Genomic DNA, 14,485 nt, shown 5'->3' with positions numbered 1-14,485 from the left:
CTTGATCTGACTTATATCCACAAAAAGCGGCGATATGGCCGCCGACAAATTAGAAAAACACCACCACAAGATGCAGCCAGCCTGCCAAAAAGCCTGTGATACCACCAAGGACAATCAAGGTAATCTCATCTTCTTGAAAAGCTGGTCTTAATAGATTTTGAAATTCTTTGGGTGTCAGAGCGCGAATGCGACCCTCAAACAGCCCAAAAATCTTGCTGGCTCGAGAAGTATTGAGCTTTGGATCGCGAATCGGCACCATGGTGGCATCGATCGATTTATCCAAAATCATGTCTTTAAAATGATCCAAGCTTTGTTCATTCATGCCCATCTTCAGCGTCGTCGCCACCACAGGCTCTTCAAGCATGCCGTATAAATGCGACTTCATCAAATCGCGCGTTTGATCCGCACGGCTGCCGTACATCATCTCATGCATGATGTTCTCAAGCGTCACCAGCTCTTTGACGACGATCTCAGCAAACACGCTTGAGACCTCATCTTGTCGCTTCATAAAGCCGCCCTGCCAGCTGTAGGTGTGCCAGTGCGGTCGCATCCATCGAATGCGCTTATGGCCATCGACCATCTCATAACGAAACAGACGAACAAATGGAATAAAGCGCGGTTCAACAGGATTAAACACCATCCAAATGGCGATCCAGTTGGTCAAAGCACCCCACACCATCGCAAAAAAAGGCACTGTCCAATGCTGCGGTACAAAATAAAAAATTGCCATCTGCACCACACCAAAGCCAAAGCCGATCAGTGCGCTGATTTTCCAGATGAAGTTAATTTCTTTTTTGCCGACGCGCAAAAACATATCGACCATCAATTTGCGATCGCTCTCCATTTTAGACACGATCATCTGGCGCATATCGACGAGTGATTCGACATTATAGGTCAGATCCATCACCAATGATTTCATGATGTCTGGCAGCTTGGCATGGACATGCGAATAGATTCGGCGACGGATGGCATAAGGCATGTGCGTCCACAGATTATAAGAACGCTCAAGCATGATCTCATCGATGAGACTTTCTAGGTTTTTATCGACCGTCAAAGTGATGAACTCTGCCATCTCTTCTGGCTCCATCGCCTGAAAAAACTCATCGAGCGAGCCAAGTTTTGATAAGGTTTGATCGACGATTTTGCCAGAGATTTTCCCTGCTTTGGCAGGCACGATGCCTTGCCAGCCCAAGCCCTTTAGCCCAAATGGCATATTATTGATGCGAATGCCCCAAAATTTGATGGGATAAAACAGCATCTCAAGCGCCATCCACACATGCGCCCAAGTCACGAACGCCGTCACTGGCGGAATCGTCAGCATGGCGATGAACTCTGGGTGTTCGCTTAAGGCTTGCCAAACAGATGAAAACATAGCAATGATCTAAAACATTAAAAGATAAATGGGCAGCGATGGCAAATTTGCCTAAAATTTAACCCTTATTCTAGCACAGATCTGCCGCGCTTTGGGAGAAAATCTGTGATTTTGTGCCATCAAAACACACAAATGCCAATCGACCACTTTTTTTGGCCAAAGACTATCACAAAACCGTAACATCCAGTAAAATAAGCCAAAACAGTCGCAAAATACAGGTAAAATACTCAGAGTTACGCACCATGACAGCCCTCAAAAAATCCTCATCAGCCAAAGCCAAAACTTCCAAAAAATCCAGCAGCACCAATCAAATACGCATCATCGGTGGGCAGCACAGACGCCGCTTGATCAGCTTCATCGATGCCGATGGACTGCGCCCCACCCCCGATCGGCTGCGTGAGACGATTTTTAATTGGCTGACAGGTCACATCACCGATGCGCGCGTGCTTGATGCTTGTGCTGGCAGCGGTGCGCTGGGCTTTGAAGCCATCAGCCGTGGTGCCGCTCACGCAACCTTGATTGAGGCGAACAGCGCGCAGGCCAAACAACTACAAACCAACGCCAAGCTACTAGGCATAGCCGATCAGTGCAAGATTCTACATGCCGATGCTGTGGCTGCGGTGTCGCTGATGGATATGCCATTTGATCTGTTATTCATCGATCCGCCTTATGCACTGGATCTGTGGCAGCCGCTTTTGGCAGCTGTGATCGATCGTCAGTTGATCCATGCCGATGGCCTGATTTATCTAGAAGCAGATCGAGAAATTGACAGCCTTCTTGGCAGCGAGCTGCGTGCGCGATTTGAGATCATAAAATCCACCAAAGTCGGACAAGCGCGCGCTTATTTGCTGGGCTTGGCAGATTTTGAATAAAGTGTGAATATGCCAAACTTACGCACCAAGCAGCACTCTGCACGCGATACTTAACCATAAGTTTGGTTTTTCCAAAAAATTAGTGTACAAAAGTTCATAAAAATACTTGATTTTTTGGTCATAACAAGGCATAGTTATCCATTTACATGACACCCAATCGTGATGGTCTTGATTGGGTTTTTTCACCAAGCAAAAGGTAATTTTAACATGGCAGAAAAAATGCTAGTTGGTCTGGTTGGCTGGCGTGGTATGGTTGGCTCTGTACTGATGGCTCGTATGATTGAAGAAGGCGATTTTGCACACATTACGCCTGTATTCTTCTCAACGAGTAACGCTGGCGGCAAAGCCCCTGACTTTGGCGTGGATGCAGGCACTTTAAAAGATGCTAATGACATCACAGAACTTGCCAAATGCGATACCATCATCACCTGCCAAGGTGGCGACTACACCAAAGCTGTACATGGCAAACTGCGTGACAGCGGTTGGAATGGCTACTGGATTGATGCAGCCAGCTCGCTACGCATGGAAGATGATGCCATCATCATCCTAGATCCTGTCAATCGCGATGTGATTGATACCGCCCTTGCCAATGGCAAAAAAGACTTTATCGGTGGTAACTGTACCGTCAGTCTAATGCTGATGGCGATCGGCGAACTGTTCCGCCGCGGCTGGGTAGAATGGGTATCAGCGATGACGTATCAAGCTGCATCAGGTGCTGGTGCCAACAATATGCGTGAACTCATCAGCGGTATGGGCGTACTGCGTGATTCGGTCGCTGATAAGCTTGCTGACCCTGCTTCTGCCATTCTTGAGATCGATAAGACCATCGCCGATACACAGCGTAGTGACAGCTTCCCAAAACAGCATTTCGGTGCGGTCTTGGCAGGCAGTCTAATCCCGTATATCGACAGCCAGCTTGAGAATGGTCAATCTCGTGAAGAATGGAAAGGTCAAGCCGAAACCAATAAAATCCTTGGCAAATCAGGCAATGATCTAATCAACATCGATGGTATCTGCGTGCGTATCGGTGCGATGCGTTGCCATAGCCAAGCACTGACCATCAAGCTAACAAAAGACATTCCACTAGAAGAAATCGAAGCCGCCTTGCGTGAAAGCGACAATCCATGGCTAGATGTCGTCGAAAATGACAAACCTGCCAGCATGGAGCGTCTAACCCCTGTCGCCGTCACAGGCACGCTCAATGTCGCTGTTGGTCGTCTGCGTAAGATGAACATGGGTGGCGAGTATCTGACTGCGTTCACCGTCGGTGATCAGCTGCTATGGGGTGCTGCCGAGCCACTACGCCGTATGCTGGCCATCCTACAAGGTCGCATCTAAGATAGACACACCATCAAAAGCACATCGATTTCGATGTGCTTTTTTGTCAGCTTTGCTTTATAATAAGCCAACCTATTTTTATTGATGATATTATGACCACAAACAATCCATCCGTACAACTCATCTATGCTGGCGGCACTTTTGGCAGTCATGGCACACCGTTATCCCCACTACCTGCCGATGTGTTTTTGCCAATTTTGGAAACACAGCTTGCGACACATGGCTATACGGTTGAGATTTTGCCAAATGAGATCATCAAGGATTCTAGCACCTTGACAGCTATGGACTTTGTGGCATTTTATCAGCAGATATTACACGCTTATCAATTGGGCAAACGCCAGTTTGTTCTCATCACAGGGACTGACAGCTTAAGCTTTTTGGCGGCATTTTTGGCAAATGCACTGCAAGATTTGACTGATATTAGCCTTGTCATCACAGGCAGTATGCAGCCTTTATTCATCCCTGATGTTGCCGAACATCAAATCAACCCACACAGTGATGCATGGACAAATCTTAGCGGTGCCTTGGACATTGCTATCGCACATACGGGCGTGTTTGTACAGTTTTATCGCCAGACATTTGACGCTAAAAATACCCAAAAAATCAACAGCCAAATCCATGATGCCTTTGTCGGCACGCCTGCCACTTTGGGCGGTGTCAATCCATCGACAGACAGTCAGCGTATCACGGATAAACTGTTAAAGTTACCACAACTTCTTAATAAAGCCAGCCATACCCGCATTCAAGCAATCTACGCTCTGCCAAATGATGCTGATCAGCTGGCGTATGATCTCATTAATCTACACATGGATACCAAAGCGGTCATCCTAATTGGCTATGGCTCTGGCAATCTACCATCAACACCTGCCATCAAAACCGCCTTAGATCAGCTACACGATCAAAAAATCACCGTCATCTGCACGACGATGTGTGCTTTTGGTGGTGTGAGTAGCACCTATGCCGCTGGTGCTTGGCAATATGCACATGGCGTCATCGCAGGTGGTGAGTTCAGCATCGCAGCCATCTATGGACAAGCGCTATGGTTGTCCTTGAATGATCAATTGACCGCATCAAACTGGGTAGCAGATCAATGATGGATCAACTTGAGCAATTAGCACCCCATCCAGCACAAGTCTATGCCGTTGGGATTGAATTTATCGGAACAAACTACCGTGGTTGGCAGCGTCAAATCGACGCCATTGGCGTGCAGGCCGTCATCGAAAACGCCTTGTCCAAAATCGCCAATGAGCCTATCGAGCTTATCGCTGCAGGTCGTACGGATGCAGGTGTCCATGCAGGCAATATGGTGGCGCATTTTAGCACGCACGCCAAGCGTCCTGTGTATAACTGGCTACGCGGTGTCAATAGCATGCTGCCCGATGACATCGCGCTACGCTGGATGGTGCCGATGCCGTCTGAGTTTCATGCTCGATTCAGCGCCATCGCACGACGCTATCGCTACATCACACTCAATCAGCCCTATCGCCCTGCCATCTTGCGCCATCAGGTGACGCATGAATACGCACCCTTGGATATCGACAAGATGATACAAGCAAGTCAGCTTCTGGTTGGTACGCATGATTTTAGCAGCTTTCGGGCGGCGGCGTGTCAGTCCAATCAGCCAGTGCGTACGGTTAGTCATGCCGATTTATTCACGCATGGGGCATACTTGGTGCTGGATATCCAAGCCGATGGCTTTTTGCATCACATGGTGCGTAACATCATGGGTGCGCTGTTTGCCATCGGTCGTGGTGAGATGGCAGTGGATGAACTGATACCCTTGATACACGCCAAAGATCGCACTTTGGCACCGCCGACCGCATCCGCTGATGGGCTATATTTTATCAATGCCTATTATCCAGAGCACTTCCAGACGCTGCTGCCTGATGAGCCACTGACACCTCTTTGGCTAAATTTGCCGAAATAGTCAAATAAGGCTATGTTTTCGGCTCAAAAAATAGTATAATAGCCCAAATTTTTAACCACTTGATTTAGATTATGGCAAAAAAAGACGACATCATCGAATTTGAAGGCGAAGTAATCGACACTTTGCCAAATACCCTGTTCAAAGTCCGCCTAGACAACGGACACGAAATCATCGCTCACATCTCAGGCAAGATGCGTAAGCACTACATCCGCATCCTAACTGGTGATAAGGTTAAGGTTGAGATGACACCGTATGATTTGAGTAAGGGTCGCATCACTTATCGTGGTAAATGATCCATCGATACACCTAAAAAAAGCTCAAGCGATGGCTTGGGCTTTTTTAGTTTTTGGAGGTTTGGGCTTTGGCAAGTGATGATAATTTGGTATCATATTATAAATTTATTAGCACATAATAGCGATGAACAAACCCTTAACCATCCTAATCCATGGACTGCATCTCAATCCGTGGTATATGAAACCGCTCGCCAAAAAGCTTGAAAACCATGGCTTGCCAACTTACTGCTATGGCTACAAAAGCCTAAGTCAGCCCATCGCAATCAACAGCCAAGGCCTGCACGAGTATCTGCTCGCCAATCATCATCCCACCCAGCCCATCAATCTGGTTGGGCATAGCCTAGGCGGCCTTGTGATACGGCATTTTTTGGCGCATTATCCGATGTGGCAAGTGCATCGCTGTGTGACGCTCGGTACACCCCATCGAGGCAGCCAGACAGCACACTATGCGCATCGCTATCTGTCACCACTGATTAACCAATCTTTTCTCGGCGCGCTCGATGGCAGCTGTCCGCCACTGCGTGAGGATGTCAGCCTAGGCATCATTGCTGGCAACCGACCGATCGGTTTGGGACTGCCATTTTTGGCGCTGCACAGCCATCGGCATAAGCTGGATACTGACGCGCGTCAGCATGATGGCACTGTCTATCTATCCGAGGCCCTGTTGCCTGAGGCGGAGGATTATCTGATATTGCCAGTTAGTCATACTGGGCTTTTGACCGATCAGACAGTGGCGGCACAGACGCTGCATTTTTTGCAGCATGGTTGTTTTTTGCATTGATATAGCGTCTAGAATCACAGCAGCTGATGTGGTTTTGGTTTATATGACAGCTACATACATTAATTTGATGCACAAAAAAAGCCCATCATACGATGAGCTTTTTTTGACTGAGTCAGCTAGGATTAGAATTTGTATTCTAGACCTGCACCAAGACCGAAGCCAGAAGTTTCAGTTACAGTTGTAGTAGTTGCAGTTCTTACAGTATCTTCACCGTTCAAATAAGCACCATAGATGTGACCAGTGGTTGCACGGTTAAATGCATATTGACCGCCAACTACCAAACGCTGAGTTTCTGCATCAGCACGGCCACCGCGATTGTCAACTAGGTCAACTTGACCGTATGCAGTCCATGGGGTTTGTGCTACTTTATGAGAAGCACTTAGAGTGAATGCATTTTCGTTGTCGCTTGAATCATAATCAGTGTTTTGATATAGCGCACCAATGGTGGTTGCTGGGCTTAGATCATAAGCACCAGAGATACGAGCAGCTTTAAAATCACCTGCTTGGATATAAGAGACACCTGCACGATATGGTGCATTTGGCTCATATTGAGCAGCTAGACCGAATGCATCACGACCTAGGCTGTCAGATGAGTTGTTCTCATCCAACACATACATAGCTGATACAGTTACATCGTTATAAGTCGGTGCAACATAAGCAAGAGCATTGTTAGCGCGTGGGCTGTCGAATGATGCTAGAACATTGTCACCGCCTAGTACGCCACCTTGAGCAACATTGGCATAGTCAACACGACCATCGATCGCAGATAGACGGCCTGCTAGCAGCGTACCGTATTGCTTGTTAGATAGACCTAGGTAAGTGTCACGAGATTCGAAGTTACGGCCATCTTTAGCATCAACATCTACGCGGTATTCAAGTTGATAAACCACATCAGTATTGTCAGTTAGCGGCTCAGAACCACGAAGACCGATACGAGAAGCGTTAGAATTAAGTTGGCTACGAGAGTTCCAATCTTCAGAAACTGTAGGAGCAGTAACATTACCGCGCGTTACGGTAACATCAGTATCACCCTCATTTAGATCAAGAGTAAGGAATGCCTTACCGTAAACGGTAGGTGCAGCTTGAGCGGCTGTTACCGATAGAGCAGCGACTGCGGTAGCTAGAACTAGTTTTTTCATGGGTTTTCTCCACTTTAAAAATCGGACATCGTTGCCCGGTACAAGATTACTTGCTTATTAAGATACACTGGCGAGGTGCTGATGTATCAATTTATGATGGCTTAGCATCGCAGCAAAGAGTAACATAAAATTACACACTGTAGCAATACAGGCAGCCAATCTTCATACTGTGACTATAGAATACCAAGTTTGAAATATTTTGCAATACCTTTGGCATGAAAAAATTTGTAACATTTACATATTATTTTATAAATCTTTGAAATTTATCATTTTTTTAAAGTTATTTATTTGGATTATTTTTCATTTTTATGATAAAAACGATCAGTTTATGGCCAAAATAAGGCGAATTTTTGGCAAAAAAATGCGTGCGTATTTCAAATTTTGTTACAAATATTCGTCTGATAAATCAGATCAAATCTTGACATTTAAAACATTTGTACGCTGAAATTTGGATGTGTAGCATATTAATGTTACGACACTGTGACAAATGTTGTTTGGCTTAAATTTTGTTGTATTTATGGCTGATTACGCTGCTGTATGTTTGATCAAACTCGCCAAGTCAGTCTCACCTTGATGGCTGGCAATATGCTATAATAAAGGCATCATACAGGCATCATAGCTGTCATTGATGGTTTTGGCAGCAGATACACCCACCCATAAGGACTATCATGACACACCCAAACAGCAGCCATGACGATGATCTGGCCATCATCACCACCCGCGCCCGCGCACAGATGGACATCAGCCATATTTATGAATTCTTGGGCTGTCGCACTTCTGATAACTGGCTTAAGCTTGCCAAAGACAATCTACCCCTACTACTCCAAGACCATGCCAACTGCGAGAAAAAAGCAGCAGGCACGGCGATGAACCTGATTTTTCGCTATGAATTTCACCGTGAACTCCAAGAGCGTCTAGCACAGCTGGTGCGTGAAGAGATGCTACACTATGAGCAGGTGCTGTCCTTGATGAAAGATCGTGGTATCGAGTGGCATTATCTGCCTGCAGGTCGCTACGCCAAAGGGCTACTCAAACACAAACGGACGCATGAGCCTGCGGCGATGGTGGATGTACTGATTATTGGGTCGTTTATTGAAGCGCGTTCGTGTGAGCGATTCTCGGCACTCGCTGATGCCATCGATGATGAGAAATTGGCTCGTTATTATAAATATCTACTCAAATCCGAATCACGACATTATGAAGATTATCTGAATCTGGCGCGCTCCATCACGGATGAGAGTATCGATGAGCGCGTGGCATTCTTTCGTGATGTTGAGCGTGAGCTGATCGACTCGCCTGATGATCAGTTGCGTTTTCATAGTGGCGTGCCAAGTGGTGAGTTGATGGCACAGAGTCAAGCGAACGCATAAGCCATTCATTCGTCATTGATAAGGATAAGATGATGACCCTCCCCATCCCTGTATATACCGCACAAGCCGTCAAAGATTGGGAAAATCGCTGGTTCGCCGCTGGCAACTCAAGCTATGGACTGATGCAGCAAGCGGCACTGATGATGGCAAATCATTTGCTAGGGCAATTAGCACCATCACGAGTGTGCATCTGGTGCGGTAGTGGCAATAATGGTGGCGACGGCTATCTGCTCGCCGTCTATCTATCACGCCATCATACAGTGCATATCTATCAAATCGCACCACCTGCCAGTGCTGATGCTCAGCGCGCCTGCCAAGCCGCCATCGATGCAGGTATCAGTATCACGGATGCGCCTGTGGTGGCAGATGTGCATATCGATGCAGTCTTTGGCAATGGTCTGGATCGTCCGCTGACAGATGAGATGCTTGCCATCGTCGATGACTATAATGCACACACAGGCTATAAAATCGCCATCGATATCCCCACAGGGCTACATCCGAACACAGGGATGCCACTGCCTGCGTGCATGCGTGCTGATATGGCGCTGTGCCTGATGGGCTATAAGGTTGGCCTGCTCACCGGCTGTGCCAAAAGCCATGTCGGCAAGCTGGTCTGCCTACCACTCATCCCTGCCGATGATGCACTGATCACAACTGCTCATATCGATAATACCCTACCTACCCTACCCGCTCGTGATGGCTCACGCAGTCATCAGCATAAAGGTGACTACGGCTCGGTCATGGTCATCGGTGGCCATCCCACGATGGGTGGTGCAGTCATCATGAGTGGCGAGGCAGCCATCAGTGTCGGTGCAGGTCGTGTCACCATCGCCACACACCCCAATCATCATCCTGCTATCATCACCCGCAAGCCAAATCTGATGGTGCATGACATCGATCAGATGGATAAAGATAAGCTAGAGCATATGACAGCTATTTGTATTGGCATAGGGCTTGGGCGTGATGCATGGTCAGCACAAGTTTTTGAGCGGTATCTACCAATAATGGCAGGGATGAGTATCCCCGTTGTCATGGATGCAGACGCACTGTGGCACTTGGCAGCTCATTCAGACACACGCCTGCCAGCCAATGCCATCGCCACGCCACATCACGCCGAAGCTGCTCGCTTGCTAGGTATCAGCGCCAATGAAGTCGAAGCTGATCGTATCCATGCCATCAGATCACTACAGGCACGCTACGGTGGGCAATGGGTACTAAAAGGTGCAAACACACTCACCATCGATATGCATGGTGAGATTCGCATCTGTACGCTCGGTAATGCAGCAATGGCGACTGCTGGCATGGGTGATGTACTCTCTGGCATGATGGCAGGGATACTCGCCCAAGCACCAACGACGCCAATTCATCAAATCGTCGCTCTACACGCTCACTGCGGTGATGTGCTCAGTGCTGATGGCATCGTCGTCGATGTCAATCAGATGGGACAGATGGCAAGCCAAACACTAAAAGCCATCGCCAAATAACTCCAGCATTAATTGTCCTTCAGCCACCCCAAGCGACCAAACCTAAAAAAACCGCTTTGAGATTCATCAAAGCGGTTTTGTTGTCCAAACTTAATTTAGCACAAGTTTAGAGATTTGGATTTAGCCACTTTTCAGCAGTCTTAATATCCCAACCCTTACGGCGTGCGTAGTCTTCTAGCTGGTCGGTGCTGATTTTACCGACATTAAAATAAGTGCTATCAGGATGGCTATAATAAAAGCCTGATACACTAGACGGTGGCCACATGGCATAGCTTTCGGTCAAGTATGTACCGATAGCATTGGTGGTATCCAGCCAGTCAAACAGCTTGCCTTTTTCGGTATGTTCAGGGCAGGCAGGATAACCCGGTGCAGGACGGATGCCGACATATTGCTCTTTTATCAGCTCTTCGTTGCTTAGGTTTTCATCAGCTTGATAGCCCCAGTAGTCTTTGCGAACGAGCTCATGCAAATGCTCGGCAAAGCTTTCGGCTAGGCGGTCGCACACTGCCTGCACCATGATGGCGTTGTAGTCGTCGCCTTTTGCCTTATACTCATTGACAAGCTCTTCAGCGCCAAAGATAGATACGGTAAAGCCGCCCAAATAGTCATTACCATTGGGTGAGATAAAGTCAGCTAGGCTGTAGTTTGGCTTACCAGTTACTTTATCGCTTTGCTGGCGTAAATGCTCAAAGTGCTGCACCACTTGACAGTTTTCATCATAGACGGCGACGGTGTCAGGGGCGATACGCTTGGCTTTTTCTAAACGAATGACAGCTTTGGCAGTCACAAGCTTATCCGCCATCAGCTTATCAATCATCGCCATCGCATTGGCGTACAAATCACGGGCTTCAGCACCAACCACTTCATCATCAAAGATTTTTGGATATTTGCCGACCAATCCCCACGAGATAAAAAACGGCGTCCAGTCAATATACGGTAGCAAATTCTCAAGCGGATAATCATCTAGCACCACTTGACCTAGTTTATTTGGTACGGGTGGCGTGTAATTATCCCAGTCGTATTGGAAACCTTCGGCGATGGACTGCTCATAGGTCAGCTTCGCCCCTTTTGGCTTACGATTGGCTAGGCGTTCACGCACTTCGCTATATTCGGCGCGGATTTCATCAATGAACTCGCCACGCTTATCCTTAGACAATAAAGTCGTCGCCACACCCACCGCACGGCTAGCGTCCGCCACATAGACGACGATGTCGTTTTGGTAATTAGGTTCAATCTTGACCGCCGTATGTGCCTTGGATGTCGTCGCACCGCCGATGAGTAGCGGTAAGTTAAAGCCCTGCTCTTGCATTTGCTTGGCGACATAGACCATCTCATCTAGGCTTGGGGTGATGAGTCCTGACAGCCCAATGATATCGACATTTTCACGCTTGGCGGTCTCAAGGATAGTTTCGCACGGCACCATCACGCCTAAGTCAATGATTTCATAGCCATTACAGCCGAGCACCACGCCGACGATATTTTTGCCGATGTCGTGCACATCGCCTTTGACGGTTGCCATAAGAATTTTACCCTTAGACTCGCCTGCGACTTTTTCGGCTTCGATATAAGGATTTAGCCATGCGACGGCTTGTTTCATCACACGAGCCGATTTGACCACCTGTGGCAAAAACATCTTACCTGCACCGAACAAATCCCCCACCACATTCATGCCGTCCATCAAAGGCCCTTCGATGACATCGAGCGGTCGTGGGTATTTTTGGCGAGCTTCTTCGGTGTCCTCATCAATATAAGTAGTGATGCCTTTGACTAGGGCGTATTCAATGCGTTTTTCTACCGTGTCTTCACGCCATGCTAGGTCAGCACCGCCTGATTTGGCTTTGTCGCCTGAATGGTAATTTTCGGCAACTTCAAGCAGCTTTTCGGTCGCTTCGTTATTGTCGTTATTGCGGTTTAAAATCACATCTTCGATGGCATCACGGGCAGATGGCTCAATCTCATCATACAGCTCAAGCATCGCAGGATTGACAATCCCCATCGTCATGCCGTTATTGATGGCGTGGTACAAGAACACCGCATGAATCGCTTCACGAATCGGATTACCACGGAAACTAAACGACACATTGGACACACCGCCCGACACCATCGCATTGGGCAGATTGTCAGTAATCCATTTGGTCGCTTTGATAAAGTCCACGCCGTAGTTATTATGCTCTTCGATACCTGTGGCGACCGCAAAGATGTTCGGGTCAAAGATGATGTCTTCGGATGGGAAACCCACTTCATCGACCAAAATGTCATAACTGCGTTTACAAATCTCAATCTTGCGTGCTTCGGTGTCCGCTTGCCCGACTTCATCAAATGCCATGACAATCACCGCCGCCCCGTATCGCATACATAGGCAAGCCTTGGCGACAAATTCATCATAGCCTTCTTTGAGCGAGATAGAATTGACAATCGCCTTGCCTTGCGTGCATTTGAGACCTGCTTCGATGATGTCCCATTTTGATGAGTCAATCATCAGTGGCACTCGGCTGATGTCAGGCTCGGACGCAATCAAATTGACAAAATGAATCATCGCCTGCTTACTATCAAGCATGGCTTCGTCCATGTTGATGTCCACAACCTGAGCACCACCTTCTACTTGGTCTCGGGCGACATCAAGGGCTTCTGCGTATTCTTCGTTTTTGATCAGTCGTAAGAATTTTTTGGAGCCTGTGACATTGGTACGCTCACCGACATTGACAAATAAGCTATCACGAGTGATGTTAAAGGCTTCTAATCCTGACAAACGGCAAGCAGGCTTGTACTCAGGAATAGCTCGTGGTGCGTGCGGTGATACCATCTCGACAATCGTGCGGATATGTTCAGGTGTCGTGCCACAGCAGCCGCCGACGATATTGACAATCCCTGCTTTGGCAAAGCCCTGCACCATCGTGGCGGTCTCGGTGGCTGTCTCGTCATATTCGCCAAATTCGTTCGGCAAGCCTGCATTGGGGTGTGCTGACACAAAGGTCTCACAGACATCAGATAAGCTTTGGATATGTGGCTTGAGCGCGTCCGCCCCCAAAGCACAGTTAAAGCCGATTGAGATAGGCTTAGCATGACGTACCGAATTATAAAACGCTTCTGCCGTCTGCCCTGACAGCGTCCGCCCTGATGCATCGGTAATCGTACCACTGATCATAATCGGCAGCTCAAAGCCAATCATCTCAAATACGCCCGTCACCGCAAAAATCGCCGCCTTGGCGTTTAGGGTGTCAAACACCGTCTCAATCAAAATAATGTCCGCCCCACCGTCAATCAATGCCAGCGTACTTTCGGTGTAGTTGTCCACGAGCTCATCAAAGGTCACATTGCGAAACGCAGGGTCATTGACATCAGGCGAAATGGAACAAGTACGAGAAGTCGGGCCGATGACACCCGCCACAAAGCGTGGCTTATCAGGCGTTTTGGCGTTATATTCATCACAAGCTAGGCGGGCTAGGCGAGCGGCTTCACGGTTGATCTCATAGGTCAGATGCTCCATGTGATAATCCGCCATAGAAATCTGCGTGCCATTAAAGCTGTTGGTCTCGATGATGTCCGCCCCAGCTTCCAGATAGCTTTTGTGAATCGCACTGATGATGTCAGGCTGTGTCAGGACTAGTAGGTCATTATTACCCTTGACATCGTTAGGTATATCAGCAAAACGAGCGCCCCGATAGTCACTTTCGGTGAGTTTATAATTTTGAATCTCTGTGCCCATCGCCCCATCAAGGAACAAAATCCGCTGTTTGAGTAACTCTGTCAAGCGTGCTTTATTGGTGCTTTGGGTATCTCGATAAGCAAATTCGCCCTGTGGCGTGCGGATAAAATTATCAGGATTATGCGGTTTGTGAGTGGTGTTGTTATTGGCTGATATGCTCATGATTTTTCCAAAATTTGGCAAATAAAATGTGGCTATTATAG

General features: G+C 47.7%; 11 protein-coding genes. 8 read left to right on the top strand and 3 right to left on the bottom strand.

Annotation, left to right across the window (positions count from 1 at the left end; translation table 11 throughout):
- Window positions 1-49 precede the first annotated feature (49 nt).
- Window positions 50-1,381, bottom strand: coding sequence for a hypothetical protein (locus B0681_RS04525; RefSeq protein WP_407661967.1), 1,332 nt, complete (start codon window positions 1,379-1,381; stop codon window positions 50-52).
- 233 nt (window positions 1,382-1,614) lie between these two features.
- On the opposite strand from B0681_RS04525, the gene rsmD reads away from it, so the two are divergent.
- The 6 genes from rsmD (at window position 1,615) to B0681_RS04495 (ending at window position 6,583) form a co-directional block, all read left to right on the top strand.
- Complete coding sequence (gene rsmD, locus B0681_RS04520) at window positions 1,615-2,244, top strand: 16S rRNA (guanine(966)-N(2))-methyltransferase RsmD (protein WP_078317732.1); 630 nt, start codon at window positions 1,615-1,617, stop codon at window positions 2,242-2,244.
- 219 nt (window positions 2,245-2,463) lie between these two features.
- Entirely contained in the window at window positions 2,464-3,582 is a 1,119-nt protein-coding gene (gene asd / locus B0681_RS04515) for an aspartate-semialdehyde dehydrogenase (protein ID WP_078317731.1), read from the top strand.
- Window positions 3,583-3,674: 92 nt separating this feature from the next.
- A complete protein-coding gene (locus tag B0681_RS04510) occupies window positions 3,675-4,676 on the top strand; it encodes an asparaginase domain-containing protein (RefSeq protein WP_078317566.1) in 1,002 nt (333 codons plus the stop codon).
- Window positions 4,673-5,509, top strand: coding sequence for a tRNA pseudouridine(38-40) synthase TruA (gene truA, locus B0681_RS04505; RefSeq protein WP_407661958.1), 837 nt, complete (start codon window positions 4,673-4,675; stop codon window positions 5,507-5,509). The genes B0681_RS04510 and truA overlap by 4 nt, the downstream gene beginning before the upstream one ends.
- Window positions 5,510-5,580: 71 nt before the next feature.
- A complete protein-coding gene (gene infA / locus B0681_RS04500; RefSeq protein ID WP_029102801.1) occupies window positions 5,581-5,802 on the top strand; it encodes a translation initiation factor IF-1 in 222 nt (73 codons plus the stop codon).
- 124 nt (window positions 5,803-5,926) lie between these two features.
- A complete protein-coding gene (locus tag B0681_RS04495; protein ID WP_078317564.1) occupies window positions 5,927-6,583 on the top strand; it encodes an esterase/lipase family protein in 657 nt (218 codons plus the stop codon).
- A 122-nt stretch (window positions 6,584-6,705) separates the two neighbouring features.
- Here the strand turns inward: B0681_RS04495 and B0681_RS04490 are convergent, their stop codons facing one another.
- On the bottom strand, window positions 6,706-7,722 hold the full coding sequence (locus tag B0681_RS04490; RefSeq protein ID WP_078317563.1) for a porin: 1,017 nt from the start codon (window positions 7,720-7,722) through the stop codon (window positions 6,706-6,708).
- Window positions 7,723-8,390: 668 nt separating this feature from the next.
- On the opposite strand from B0681_RS04490, the gene miaE reads away from it, so the two are divergent.
- Window positions 8,391-9,092, top strand: coding sequence for a tRNA-(ms[2]io[6]A)-hydroxylase (gene miaE, locus B0681_RS04480; RefSeq protein WP_078317561.1), 702 nt, complete (start codon window positions 8,391-8,393; stop codon window positions 9,090-9,092).
- A gap of 32 nt (window positions 9,093-9,124) precedes the next feature.
- Window positions 9,125-10,576, top strand: a complete 1,452-nt coding sequence (locus tag B0681_RS04475) for an NAD(P)H-hydrate dehydratase (protein WP_228143859.1) — start codon at window positions 9,125-9,127, stop codon at window positions 10,574-10,576.
- A 106-nt stretch (window positions 10,577-10,682) separates the two neighbouring features.
- On the opposite strand, the gene metH is transcribed toward B0681_RS04475, so the two are convergent.
- Window positions 10,683-14,444 (bottom strand): methionine synthase, encoded by a 3,762-nt coding sequence (gene metH, locus B0681_RS04470; protein WP_078317559.1) that lies wholly within the window; start codon window positions 14,442-14,444, stop codon window positions 10,683-10,685.
- Window positions 14,445-14,485: the final 41 nt, after the last annotated feature.

The sequence above is a fragment of the Moraxella porci DSM 25326 genome (assembly GCF_002014855.1).
In the GTDB taxonomy this organism is placed as follows: domain Bacteria; phylum Pseudomonadota; class Gammaproteobacteria; order Pseudomonadales; family Moraxellaceae; genus Moraxella; species Moraxella porci.
This window is presented reverse-complemented; position numbering and strand designations above follow the sequence as displayed.

Bases quoted from the DNA above. Each gene is read 5' to 3' on its own strand.
- infA (WP_029102801.1), top strand. From the start codon at position 5,581: ATGGCAAAAAAAGACGACATCATCGAATTTGAAGGCGAAGTAATCGAC.
- B0681_RS04510 (WP_078317566.1), top strand. From the start codon at position 3,675: ATGACCACAAACAATCCATCCGTACAACTCATCTATGCTGGCGGCACT.
- miaE (WP_078317561.1), top strand. From the start codon at position 8,391: ATGACACACCCAAACAGCAGCCATGACGATGATCTGGCCATCATCACC.
- truA (WP_407661958.1), top strand. From the start codon at position 4,673: ATGATGGATCAACTTGAGCAATTAGCACCCCATCCAGCACAAGTCTAT.
- metH (WP_078317559.1), bottom strand. From the start codon at position 14,444: ATGAGCATATCAGCCAATAACAACACCACTCACAAACCGCATAATCCT.
- B0681_RS04495 (WP_078317564.1), top strand. From the start codon at position 5,927: ATGAACAAACCCTTAACCATCCTAATCCATGGACTGCATCTCAATCCG.
- B0681_RS04475 (WP_228143859.1), top strand. From the start codon at position 9,125: ATGACCCTCCCCATCCCTGTATATACCGCACAAGCCGTCAAAGATTGG.
- asd (WP_078317731.1), top strand. From the start codon at position 2,464: ATGCTAGTTGGTCTGGTTGGCTGGCGTGGTATGGTTGGCTCTGTACTG.
- B0681_RS04490 (WP_078317563.1), bottom strand. From the start codon at position 7,722: ATGAAAAAACTAGTTCTAGCTACCGCAGTCGCTGCTCTATCGGTAACA.
- rsmD (WP_078317732.1), top strand. From the start codon at position 1,615: ATGACAGCCCTCAAAAAATCCTCATCAGCCAAAGCCAAAACTTCCAAA.